The 11,681-nt window shown below is 71.0% G+C and carries 7 protein-coding genes; 5 read left to right on the top strand and 2 right to left on the bottom strand.

The genetic code is table 11. The annotated features are described in order from the left end of the window. Positions 1-62 precede the first annotated feature (62 nt). From E5S66_RS12750 to E5S66_RS12735, 4 genes are all read left to right on the top strand, one after another. Positions 63-1,496 (top strand): Wadjet anti-phage system protein JetA family protein, encoded by a 1,434-nt coding sequence (locus E5S66_RS12750; protein WP_138349831.1) that lies wholly within the window; start codon positions 63-65, stop codon positions 1,494-1,496. Next, the gene (locus E5S66_RS12745) at positions 1,493-2,131 is read left to right on the top strand and encodes a DUF4194 domain-containing protein (protein WP_138349829.1); all 639 of its coding nucleotides are present in this window, start codon (positions 1,493-1,495) and stop codon (positions 2,129-2,131) included. Before E5S66_RS12750 ends, E5S66_RS12745 begins: the two co-directional genes overlap by 4 nt. Further along, positions 2,118-5,549, top strand: coding sequence for an SbcC/MukB-like Walker B domain-containing protein (locus E5S66_RS12740; protein ID WP_138349827.1), 3,432 nt, complete (start codon positions 2,118-2,120; stop codon positions 5,547-5,549). Before E5S66_RS12745 ends, E5S66_RS12740 begins: the two co-directional genes overlap by 14 nt. Before the next feature lie 101 nt (positions 5,550-5,650). Then, the gene (locus E5S66_RS12735) at positions 5,651-6,697 is read left to right on the top strand and encodes a LacI family DNA-binding transcriptional regulator (RefSeq protein ID WP_138349825.1); all 1,047 of its coding nucleotides are present in this window, start codon (positions 5,651-5,653) and stop codon (positions 6,695-6,697) included. A gap of 1 nt (position 6,698) precedes the next feature. Here the strand turns inward: E5S66_RS12735 and E5S66_RS12730 are convergent, their stop codons facing one another. After that, complete coding sequence (locus E5S66_RS12730) at positions 6,699-8,408, bottom strand: alpha-amylase family glycosyl hydrolase (protein WP_138349823.1); 1,710 nt, start codon at positions 8,406-8,408, stop codon at positions 6,699-6,701. Positions 8,409-8,416: 8 nt separating this feature from the next. Continuing rightward, positions 8,417-9,904 carry an MFS transporter gene (locus tag E5S66_RS12725; protein ID WP_138349821.1) on the bottom strand — a complete coding sequence of 496 codons (1,488 nt, stop codon included), beginning with the start codon at positions 9,902-9,904 and terminating at the stop codon, positions 8,417-8,419. Positions 9,905-10,068: 164 nt separating this feature from the next. Between E5S66_RS12725 and E5S66_RS12720 the strand changes: the two genes are divergently transcribed. Continuing rightward, on the top strand, positions 10,069-11,679 hold the full coding sequence (locus E5S66_RS12720; RefSeq protein ID WP_138349819.1) for an alpha-glucosidase family protein: 1,611 nt from the start codon (positions 10,069-10,071) through the stop codon (positions 11,677-11,679). Positions 11,680-11,681: the final 2 nt, after the last annotated feature.

Here is an 11,681-nt window from a genome sequence, read left to right as displayed (position 1 = left end):
TGGGATCGCGTCCGCGCCGCCGTGGTGCGCGGCGGGCATGGAACGGGAGGGCGGTACACACGATGCAAGCAAGCGCGCCCCTGTTCGAGCTGGTGCCGGCCGGCCTTTTCGGCCCGCTGGCCTCGGCCAACCGGCAGCACCACTGGGCGCTGCTGTGCCGGCTGTACGACGAATTCTTCGGGCCGGACGCGCCGCTGGCGCCGCCGATCGGATTCCAGCGTCGCGAGGTCACCGCCGCCATCGAGCGCTACCTGCTCAGTGACGATCCGTGGGAGGACGAGGACGGGCAGGCGCCGGACGCGCCGCTGAACGTCCGCGCCAACGCCATCCACGAGCGCTTCCGCGCGGCCGGCTGGCTGCGCCAGGAGCGGGTGGGTGCGCGCGAGATGGTCAGCATGCCGCCACTGGTGGCGCAGTTCCTGGCCACCCTGGTGGAGTTCGCCGAGCACGGGCCGACCTTCGTGTCGGTGAAGGTCCGCTCGATCGAATGGCAGCTGCGCCAGGTGGTGGAGGGCAGGGCCGGCGGCGATGCGCTGGACGAAGCCGCCGACCAGGCGCGGCGGCTGCTGGTGTCGCTGAGTTCGATGAGCCTGAAGGTGCGCGACCTGATGCCGGAGCTGTCGCGCGCCGAGAGCACTGCCCAGTTTGCGCGGCTGTGGTTCGAGCGCTACGTGTCCGGCTTCTTCGTCGGCGATTACGCCGAGCTGCACAAGGCCGACCATCCGCTGGCGCGGCGCGGTGCGATCCTGGCGATGGCGCGCGAGATCGACACCGGCGACCGGCGCGCGGCGGTGCTGGGTTGGTACGCCGAGTACCTCACCTCGGGCGACATCGGGCGGGCGGAGGCGCGGCTTGCGCGCAGCCTGCGCCGGCTGCACGAGCTGGAGCGCATCGACGAATACCTGGGCCGGCTGGACGAGGATATCCGCCAGGCCAACCGCCGTGCGCTGGCCTTCCTTGATTACCGCCTGCGCGCGCCGGCCAGGCTCGACGTGCTGCTTGCGCGCGCGATCCGCGGTGCGCTGGCGGCGCCGGACGATGCGCTGCGGCTGCCGGTGGCGCCGGGTGCGCTGATGGACGACGAGCAGCTGCGTCCGCCGCGGCGCAGGCCCGCCGCCATCGCCCGCAGCGCCAATGCCGTGGCCCGGCCCACGCCGGAGCAGCAGGCGCGGCTGGCGCTGCTGCGGCGGATCAAGCGCGCGCGGCTGGTGACGGCCGAAGACATGGCCCGCTACGTCGGCCGCCACCTGCAAGAAGGCGGCCGGGTGGACTCGGCCCAGCTTGCCATCGACGGCATCGCCGACCTGCGCGCCTACCAGACCCTGCTCACGCTGGCGCTGCGCAGCCAGCGCATCGGCGGCCTGCGTCGCGACGATCCGCTGACCCGCCTTGCCAAGGGCTTCCGCGTGGAGCTCATCGACGCCGGCGAGCGCAACGACAACGGCTACCTGCGCGCCCCGCGCTTCGCCATCCACCGCATCCGAAAGACCGCATGAAACGCAGCTGGAACGTCCTCTCGCAACTCTCGAACGGCACCTACGCGGTGGCCGATTTCGAGCGCGCCGCTTATCGCCTGGTCACCGAGCAGGTGTTGTACGCCAGCGACCGCGGCGCGCGCATCGCCTACCACCTGGTGGAGGATCATTTCGACGACTACCTGGCCGCGCTGGCGCCGCTGGGCATCCGGCTGGAGCGCAACCCGCACTACCGCTACGTGGTGGCGCTGCCGGCGCATGCCGAGGGCGTGCCGGTGACGCTGGAGGAAACCCTGCTGCTGCTGGTGCTGCGCCAGCGCTACGACGAGGCCGCGCGGCAGGGCAACATCGAGGAGCTGGGCGAAGTGGTGGTGGAACTGCCCGAGCTGCAGGAGGCCTACCAGGCGCTGATCGCGCGGCCGATGCCGGAGGTCGGCAGCCTGCGCGCACTGGCGCGCACGGCCAGGCGCTGGGGCGTGGCGCGGCTGGTGGACTCCGAGCCGGACGATCCGCAGCCGTTCCACCTGCGCGTGCGCCCGGCCATCGTCGACATCGTGGGCGAAACCTGGCTGCAGCGGCTGGACCAGCACAACCGCGACGACGAGATCGAAGACGCCGAAGCCGCGGGCATGGAGGACGACGATGCAGCTGCTTGAGCGCGTGCACCTGGTGCAGTTCTTCCTGTTCGAGGCGCAGACGCTGGAGCTGTCGCCCACCAGCGCCATCATCGCGCCCAACGGCGCCGGCAAGAGCGCGCTGCTGGACGCGCTGCAGATCGTGCTGCTGGGCGGCGACCGCTCGCGTATCCGCTTCAACGCGCAGGCCGGCGGCAGCGCCCGCGCGCGCTCCATCCGCGACTACTGCCTGGGCACCTGGCGCAGCGGCGAGGAAGGCCGCAAGCGGCGCACCGCCACCACCTACATCAGCCTGGTGTTCCGCGACCAGGACAGCGGCCTGCCGCTGACCGCCGGCATCGCGCTGGGCGCCAGTGCGGACGAGCCCGATCATCGCGTCTACGGCCAGTACATCGTCCCCGGCGTGGCGCTGTCGCTGGAAGACCACCTGGAGCGCGCCAACGGCCGCGAACTGCCGCTGGCCTGGGCCGGCTTCAAGGAACTGCTGGCAAAGCGCTGCCGCGAAGCGGGCAGCGGGCCGGGCCCGGAGCTGCATGCCGGCAGCGAGCGCTTCCTCAAGGACCTGCTGCTGCGCCTGCGCGCCGCGCCCGCCGGCCAACCCGACGTCAATGCCTACCGCAAGGCGTTCCAGAACGCGCTGAACCTGCAGCGGGTGGAGGACGTGGACCTGTTCGTGCGCACGCTGGTGGCCGAGGACCGGCCGACCGACATCGCCCGTTTCCACGCGCTGCTGGAGACCTTCCGCCAGCTCAAGGACAAGGTCGAGCAGGTGGTGGCGCGGATCGCCGCCGCCGAGGGCGTGGACGCGCAGTACGAGAAGATCGCCCAGCAGGCCACCCGCGCCGCCAGCTGCCGCGCGCTGGCCGCGGAATTCGCGCGCGATCTGCTGTCGGAGCAGGTGGAGCAGGCCGAAGCGGCTTGCGAAGCGGCCACCCGCCAACTGGCCGACACCCGCCGCGCGCTGGGCGAAGCCAGCAGCGAACAGGCGGCCATCGAAGACGCGCATGGGCAGGCGCAGGCACGGCTGCAGGGCAGCGCCGGCTACGGCGAGCAGGCGCAGATCGACGAACTGGCCGGCCGCGACCGTGGCGAGCTGGCGCGGCTCAAGCGCGAGCTCACCCGCAGTGTCGGCATGGTGCGCGAGCAGTGGCAGGCGGCCGCCAGGCTCGAGCTTCCCGCGCTGGACGCGGCCGCGCTGGCGCAGGCGCAGGCGGCGTGGCAACGCTGGTATGACGCGCTGGCGGCGCTGCCGGTCGATGCCGAACTGCCGTGGCAACCCGCCGCGCTGTTTGCCGAGGCGCAGCAGGCGCTGGCTGCCGCGCAACCGCTGATCGCCGCCGTCGACGGGCACGCCCGCGCCCTGCATGCCGGCGTGGACGAGGCGCAGGGCCGCTTGGCCGCGGCGCGGCAGAACCAGAAGCGCTTGGCCGCAGGCAAGGCGGAGCTGCATCCCGACGTGGTGCGGCTGATGCACTACCTGCAGGACGAAGGCATCGCCGCGCGCCCGGTCTGCGATCTGGTGCGGGTGCGCGATCCGGCCTGGCAGGGCGCCATCGAGGCCTATCTGCGCGGCAACGTCGAGGCGCTGCTGATCCCGGCTGCCGACGAGGAGCGCGCGGTGAAGCTGTATCGCGCGCTCAGCGGCGGGCGCAGCGTGTACGGCGTCAAGCTGGCGCTGTCCAGCGCGGCGCGGCGCGGAAGCGAGGATCCCAGGCCGGGCAGCGTTGCCGCTCTGCTGGAAGGCGACAACGCCGAGGCGCTGGCGTTCCTGCGCCGCACCCTTGGCGAGCTGCGCTGCGTGGACAGCGAAGCCGAGCTGGTCGCCAGCCGCCAGAGCCTGACCCGCGACGGCCTGCTGGCCAAGGGCGGCAGCATCGAGCGTCGGCGCCTGCCGGCGGCCGACGAGCTGAAGATCGGCGCCAGCGACAACCGCGCCCGCCTGCGCGTGCTGCGCGAGGACATCGACGCCGCCGAGCGCGAGCTGCGCGAACTGGAACCCGCGCTGCGCCGCGCCGATGCCTGCCAGCGCGGGCTGGCGCCGCTGGCCGATCCCGAACCGCTGGCGCAGGCGCTGCACGATGTGGCGCTCGAACATCGGCAGGTGCTGCGCCGCTACCGGGACGCGCAGGAAGGCCGCGAGGCCGCGCAGAACCCCGACCTGCTGCGCGCCTCGGAACAGCTGCGCGAACTGGCCGAACAGCTGGCCGCCTGCCGCAGCCGTCGCGACGGGCTGCTGGGCCGGGTGGCGCTGGACGAAGGCGCGGAAACCGCCGCGCAACGCCTGCTGGACGGCCTGCGCGGGCAGGAGGAACTGGTGGCGCGGCGCGCGGTGGAGGCCTTCCGCGACGCCGACGTCGATCCCAACCGGGTCGAGCGCCTGCGCGAGGAAATGGATGGCAAGTGGCCCACGCTGAAGGAGCGCGGCGACCGCTGCGAGGAGCGCGCCAGGGACAGTGATCGGCAGCTGGACAACCTCAAGCCCGAGGCATGGGGCACGCTGTCGCAGTACGCCAAGGACCACGGGCTGGCGCTGGAGTTGGCGCCCGCCGACTGGCGCGCCGCGCGCCGCCTGCTGGCGAGGGAGCTGGCGCAGCTGCGCGAATCGGAGCTGGCCAATTACCAGCGGCAGGCCGACGAGGCCTACGCCACCGCCACCGAGACCTTCCGCAGCAACGTCGCTTCGGCGCTGTACGACAACTTCAGCAAGCTGAAGTACCAGATCGGCACGCTCAATCGCACCCTGCGCGCCAGCCCCGCGTTCTCCAACAACGAGCGCTACCAGTTCCACTACGAGGTCGCACCCGAATACCGCGAGCTGCACCGCTTCATCCAGCGCGTGGCCGACGTGGGCGGCGAGGATGGGCTGTTCGGCAGCGCCGGCGAAGTGCCGGCCGCCTTCCGCGAGCTGATCGAGGACAACGCCGCGCAGCGCGGCGCCGCCTCGGCGCTGGACGACTACCGCCGCTTCTTCCGCTTCGAGGTGCAGATCCGCCAGGACGACAAGGTGATCGGCTCGCTGTCCGAGCGCATGCGCTCCGGCTCCGGCGGCGAACACCGCGCGCCGCTGTACGTGATCGCCGGCGCCGCGCTGGCCGCCGCCTACGGCAAGAGCGCGGCGCATCCGGGCGGGCTGGGGCTGATCCTGCTGGACGAATTCGGCGACAAGATCGATGCGCAGAACGCACGCGCCACCGTCGACTACCTGCGATCGCTGGGCCTGCAGCTGGTCCTGGCCGCGCCCGACACCGCGCAGGGCACGCTGTCCGGCGTGCTGGACAGCTACATCGAACTGTTCCGCGACGGCGACCTGCTGCAGGCCGAACGCATCGAAGTGGGCGAAGCGGCGCGCGCACTGCTGCTCTCCGACCAGTTCGACCTGCACCCGGAACTCCTGGCCGAGGAGGCCGCGCGCATCGCCGCCGGCAAGGCCGAGGTGTGAGCGCGGCAGGCGCGTCGCGGACCGGCGCCTGATCTTTCGCCGCGGCCCCGGCCTAGGCCGCATCCGGGCCGGCCGCGCGCAGCCGTTGCTACACTCGGCCCATGATCGAAGCGCGCCGCTCCCGCAAGAAGACCCGGGTCACCTCGCTGGACATCGCCCATCGGGCCGGGGTGTCGCAGGCCACGGTTTCGCGGGTGCTGGCCGGCAGTCCGCTGGTCAACGCGGAGACGCGGCGGCGGGTGGAGCTGGCGGTGCGCGAGCTCAACTACAAGGTCGACCGCCATGCCTCCAGCCTGCGCACGCAACGCGCCGGCACGCTGGCGCTGCTGTTGTTCGAGGACCCCACCCAGGACGATTCGCACATCAACCCGTTCTTCCTGTCGATGCTGGGTTCGATCACCCGCGCCTGTGCGCGCCACGGCCACGACCTGCTGGTGTCGTTCCAGCAGCTGTCCGACGACTGGCACGCCGACTACGAGGACAGCATGAAGGCCGACGGCCTGATCCTGCTGGGCTACGGGGACTACCTCGCCTACGAGAGCAAGCTGGCGCGGCTGGTGGAGCAGGGCACCCATTTCGTGCGCTGGGGCCAGGTGCAGCCGGGCCAGCCGGGCATTTCCATCGGCTGCGACAACCACGCCGGCGGGGTGCTGGCGGGCCGGCACCTGCTGGCGCAGGGGCGGCGCCGTATCGCGTTCCTCGGCGATGCCTCGACCCGGTTCCCGGAGTTCTTCGCCCGCTACCAGGGCTGCGACGCGGCGCTGCGCGAGGCCGGTGCGGCGATGCTGCCGGAGCTGCAGGTGGACGCCGACAGCACCGAGCAGGCCGGCGCCGATGCCGCCAATGCGCTGCTGGCGCGCGGGCTGCCGTTCGACGCGGTGTTCGCCGCCAGCGACCTGATCGCGATCGGCGCGATGCACGCGCTCAAGCAGGCCGGGCTGCGCATTCCCGAGGACGTGGCGGTGGTGGGCTTCGACGGTACGTCGATGGCGCTGTATGCCAACCCGCCACTCACCACGGTGGTGCAGGACACCTCGAAAGCCGGCGAGTTGCTGGTGCAGGCGCTGCTGCAGCAGGTCCGCGAGCAACCGGCGCAGAGCGCGATGCTGCAGCCCACGCTCGCGGTGCGGGCGTCCAGCGGCGGCTGAATTATCGCGGCAGCCGCGCGCCCGCCATCGCCGCATCCAGCGCCGCGACCAGCGCCGGTTCGGTGACCGGCGCATCCAGCAGGTAGACCTGCACGCCATGCGCCGGCACGCTGGCTTCGAGCTTTCCGCCCGCGGCGACCTCGATCGCTTCGCCATCCAGCGCCGACGTCCAGCGTCCCGCCTGCAGCATCGCATCGATCGCGAAACGCGCCGTCGCATCGCCCTTGTTCAACAGCACCAGCGCGATCTGCGCGTTGCCGGCGTGCTGGTACACCCGGTAGAACGCCGCGCGTGTGCCCTGCAGCTCGACGTTGACCTGCAGGCCACGCTGCAGCGCCGGCGCGGCTTCGCGCACCTTGGCGATGCGCGAAAGCGCCATGCGAATCGGGCTGGCCTTGGCCGCGGTGATGCCCTCCACGCCGAAGTAGTTGCGGTTGCCGCCGTGCTCGGGCCGGCCGCGCATGAAGCCCATCTCCGAGCCGTAATAGACCACCGGGATGCCGCGCGCGGTGAACAGCCAGTTGTGCGCGTCGATGAAGCCGGCGTCGCTGGCATCCATGCGCGGCATGTCGTGGTTGTCGTAGAAGGTGGCGAGGTCGTAGGGGTTCGCATACGGCCCGCCGGTGAGGTGCAGCGCCGGCGCCAGCCGTTCGAAGCCGGCCTGCTTGTGGCCGAAGGCCTCCTCCATCGCCTGCTTCATCGGGAAGTCCAGCACGCTGGTTTCGCCGTGGCCGGGCAGGGTGTGGCGGGCGATGGTGCCGGCGTTGTAGTCGAAGGCTTCGCCGAACATGAAGAAGCCGGGGTGCTTGGCGCGGATGCGGCTGGTGAACTGCTGCCAGAACGCATCCGGCATCCACGCGATGGTGTCGATGCGGAAGGCGTCGGCGCCCTGTTCGATCCATTGCTCGTAGGCGCCGGCCAGGTAGTCCAGCACCGCGGGATTGTTCTCGTTGAGGTCCGAGAGCTGGGCGAGGTTGCCGCTGGCGTATTTTTCACCGTCGACCGGGCCGACGTTGTTGTAGAAGCGGTGCAGCGGGTTGCGCGCGGGGTCTAGCTTTTGCGGCGGCAGGTTCTGGTGGTCGGCCAGCAGCTTGCCGTCCTTGTCGTAGAGCTTGCCGAAGCCGGGCTGATCGCGCTCCATCCCCCACGCCGGCGAGCCGTGGTTGCCCACGATGTCCAGCACCAGCTTCATGCCCTTGCCGTGGACGGCGTCGGCCAGCCCGCGGAAGTCCAGCCCGGGGCTGGGCAGGTGCTCGTCGAGCTTGTGGAAATTCACGCCCCAGTAACCGTGGTAGCCGGTCTTGCCCTTGTCGGCGAGGCTGCCCCCGCAGGTCGGCGCGGTGCCGCCGGTGAACGGCTCGTCAGGGTTGTCCACGACGGGCGTGATCCACACCGAGGTGAAGCCCATCCCGCGGATGTAGTCGAGGTTGTCCGCAAGCCCCCTGAAGTCGCCGCCGAGGTAGCCGATATTGCCGGCCACGCCGTTGCAGGGCGCCAGCGGGAGGTCGAAGGTGCCCTGGTCGCGCTGGTCGTTGGCGGTGTCGCCGTTGACGAAGCGGTCGGTCACCACGAAGTACACCGCCTCACGGGCGAACGGTTCCAGCGTGCCGTAGTAGTCGTTGGCGGTGCGCGCGGCGGGTGGCGCGATGCTGGCGCAGCCGCTGGCGGCGGCGAGCAGGGCGAGAGCGAGGAGGGTGCGGATCTGGCGCATGGCGGGCCTCAGGCGTGGGCGGCGGGTTCGGGCACGCGCAGCACGCAGGCCCCGGCGACAAGCATGCTGGCGCCGCCCAGCACGAGGATCTTCGACGGGTCGTCGGCGAACACGTGCTTGAGGATGTAGCCCAGCGTGGCCACCGCCACCAGCTGCGGGATGACGATGAAGAAATTGAAGATGCCCATGTACACGCCCATCTTTTGGGCGGGCACGCTGTCGGACAGCAGCGCGTACGGCAGCGACAGGATCGAGGCCCAGGCGATGCCGACGCCGGCCATCGACAGCAGCAGCCAGTTCTCGTCGGGCAGGAACGGGATCGAGGCGAGGCCCAGCCCGCCCAGCGACACGTTGACCAGGTGGCTGCCGCGCAGGCCGAAGCGGCGCGCCATCCACGGGATCGCGATCGCCGCCAGCGCGGCGAAGCCGTTGTAGGCGGCGAACAGCACGCCCACCCAGTTGGCGCCGGTGTTGTAGGCGGCCGAGGCGGTGTCGGTGCTGCCGTAGTACACGCTGGTGACGGTGGCGGTGGTGTAGATCCACATCGCGAACAGCGCGAACCACGAGAAGAACTGCACCACCGCCAGCCGGCGCATGGCGGTCGGCATCGCGTAGATGTCGTGCATGACGTGGGCGAAGCCGTTGTCGCGCCCCACCACGTTCAGCGCCAGCAGGGCCACGCCGTAGGCGGCCAGCAGCGCGCCCAGCAGGTACAGCTCGCGCGGCAGGCCCTGCCATGCCACCCCGGCCAGCCCCAGTCCGCCCAGCAGCAGCCACAGCAGGCCGAAGCGGGTGGCGCGCGGCCGGTCCAGCGGCGCGCGGTCCAGCGGCGGTGCCTGATCGAAGGCCTGCAGCGTTTCCGGAGGATATTCGCGGGTGCGCAGCACCGTCCACGCGATCGCGCCCAACAGCACGCCGGCGCCGGCGTAGAAGGCGTAGCGCACGGTGTCGGGGACCTCGCCGGGACCGGCGGTGTTGGCGACGCCCCACTTCGCCAGCAGCCACGGCAGCAGGCTGGCCACCACCGAACCGATGCCGATGAAGAAGCTCTGCATCGCATAGCCCTTGGCCCGCTGCGATACCGGCAGCTGGTCGCCGACGAAGGCGCGGAAGGGTTCCATCGACACGTTGATGGACGCATCCAGCACCCACAGCAGCCCGGCGGCGATCCACAGTGTCGGCGAGTCGGGCATGAACAGCAGCGCCAGCGAGGCGAGCAGGGCGCCGGCGAGGAAATACGGCCGGCGCCGGCCCAGCCCGGTCCAGGTGCGGTCGGACAGGTAGCCGATCACCGGTTGCACCAGCAGGCCGGTCAGCGGCGCGGCGATCCACAGGCCCGGCAGCGAATCCATCTCCGCGCCCAGGGTCTGGAAGATGCGGCTGACGTTGGCGTTCTGCAGGGCGAAGCCGAACTGGATGCCGAGGAAGCCGAAGCACATGTTCCAGATCTGCCAGAACGACAGCTGCGGTTTGGCGGTGGTGCCGGTGGTATGCATGCGGTCCCCAGTGCGCGCGATGGCCGGCCGGAACGGGCGGCGGGGTAGATATACCGCACCGCTTCCGCCGCGCCGTGCATGTAAACGTATTCACGCGCCAGCGGTGCCGCAGCCGTGGCGGCGCGCGGCATAGTCCGCGCTTGTTGCAGGGGCGTGGAGCGGGAATGGCTGGACAGCACTGGTGGCGCGGCGCGGTGATCTACCAGATCTACCCGCGCAGCTTCCTGGACACCAACGGCGATGGCGTGGGCGACCTGCCGGGCATCCTGGCGCGCCTGGACTACATCGCCTCGCTGGGCGTGGACGCGATCTGGATCTCGCCGTTCTTCACCTCGCCGATGGCCGACTTCGGCTACGACATCGCCGACTTCCGCGGCGTCGACCCGCTGTTCGGCACGCTGGCCGATTTCGACCGGGTGCTGGAAAAGGCGCACGCGTTGGGCCTGAAGGTGATGATCGACCAGGTGCTCAGCCACTGCTCGGTCGACCACGCCTGGTTCCAGGAGAGTCGGCAGGATCGCGACAACGCGAAGGCCGACTGGTTCGTCTGGGCCGACGCCAGGCCCGATGGCACCCCGCCCAACAACTGGCTGTCGATCTTCGGCGGGGTGGCGTGGACGTGGGAGCCGCGCCGCGGCCAGTACTACCTGCACAACTTCCTTTCGTCGCAACCCCAGCTCAACTTCCACAACCCCGAAGTGCGTGCGGCGCAGCTGGACAACCTGAAGTTCTGGCTGGACCGGGGCGTCGACGGCTTCCGCCTCGACTCCATCAATTTCCCTTTCCACGACGCGCAGCTGCGCGACAACCCGCCCAAGCCCGCGCACCTGCGCACGGGGCGTGGCTTCAGCGCCGACAATCCCTACGCCTTCCAGTACCACATCCACAACAACACCCAGCCGGAAAACCTGGGCCTGCTGGAGGAAGTGCGCGCGCTGCTGGACCGCTACCCGGATGCCGGCGCGCTGGGCGAGATCTCCTCCGAGGATTCGCTGGCCACCACCGCCGAGTACTGCACGCCGCAGCGGCTGCACATGGGCTACAGCTTCGAGCTTCTGACCGCGGACTGCAGCGCGGCCTACATCCGCGCCACGGTGGAAGCGCTGGAAGCGAAGATGACCGAAGGTTGGCCGTGCTGGGCCATCTCCAACCACGACGTGCAGCGCGCGGTCACCCGCTGGGGCGGCGGCGAAGACGCCGCGATGGCCAGGCAGCTGCTGGCGCTGGTGTGTTCGCTGCGCGGCAGCGTCTGCCTGTACCAGGGTGAGGAGCTGGGGCTGCCGGAGGCAGAGGTGCCGTTCGAGGCGCTGCAGGATCCCTACGGCAAGGCGTTCTGGCCCAGCTTCAAGGGCCGCGACGGTTGCCGCACGCCGATGCCGTGGACCAGCTTGGACGACGCCGGCTTCAGCAGTGCCTCGCCGTGGCTGCCGGTGCCGGCAGCGCATCGCGCGTTGAGCGTGGAGGCGCAGGAGCGCGACCCCGCCTCGGTACTGCACGCCGCGCGCGCCTTCCTGCGCTGGCGCAAGACGCAGCCGGCGCTGGTGCAGGGCACGATCCGCTTCCTCGACGCGCCGGCGCAGGTGCTGGCGCTGGTGCGCGAACACGCGGGCCAGCGGCTGCTGCTGGCGTTCAACCTTTCCGCGCAGGCCTGCGACTGGACGCTGCCGGTGCCAGCGACCCTGCTGGACGTACCGGGCCTGCCTTCACCCGCCGTGGAGGCTGGCGTGCTGCGGCTGCCGCCGCGCGGCGTGGCCTGCGCGTTGCTGACCGACTGAAC

The organism is Thermomonas fusca (assembly GCF_005862345.1).
GTDB classification, from domain to species: domain Bacteria; phylum Pseudomonadota; class Gammaproteobacteria; order Xanthomonadales; family Xanthomonadaceae; genus Thermomonas; species Thermomonas fusca.
Note: the sequence above shows the minus strand (reverse complement) of the source record. Positions and strands in the feature narration are given on the sequence as shown.

What these genes read in the sequence shown, in the direction of transcription:
- E5S66_RS12750 (WP_138349831.1), top strand. Translation starts at nt 63, where the DNA reads ATGCAAGCAAGCGCGCCCCTGTTCGAGCTGGTGCCGGCCGGCCTTTTC.
- E5S66_RS12745 (WP_138349829.1), top strand. Translation starts at nt 1,493, where the DNA reads ATGAAACGCAGCTGGAACGTCCTCTCGCAACTCTCGAACGGCACCTAC.
- E5S66_RS12740 (WP_138349827.1), top strand. Translation starts at nt 2,118, where the DNA reads ATGCAGCTGCTTGAGCGCGTGCACCTGGTGCAGTTCTTCCTGTTCGAG.
- E5S66_RS12735 (WP_138349825.1), top strand. Translation starts at nt 5,651, where the DNA reads ATGATCGAAGCGCGCCGCTCCCGCAAGAAGACCCGGGTCACCTCGCTG.
- E5S66_RS12730 (WP_138349823.1), bottom strand. Translation starts at nt 8,408, where the DNA reads ATGCGCCAGATCCGCACCCTCCTCGCTCTCGCCCTGCTCGCCGCCGCC.
- E5S66_RS12725 (WP_138349821.1), bottom strand. Translation starts at nt 9,904, where the DNA reads ATGCATACCACCGGCACCACCGCCAAACCGCAGCTGTCGTTCTGGCAG.
- E5S66_RS12720 (WP_138349819.1), top strand. Translation starts at nt 10,069, where the DNA reads ATGGCTGGACAGCACTGGTGGCGCGGCGCGGTGATCTACCAGATCTAC.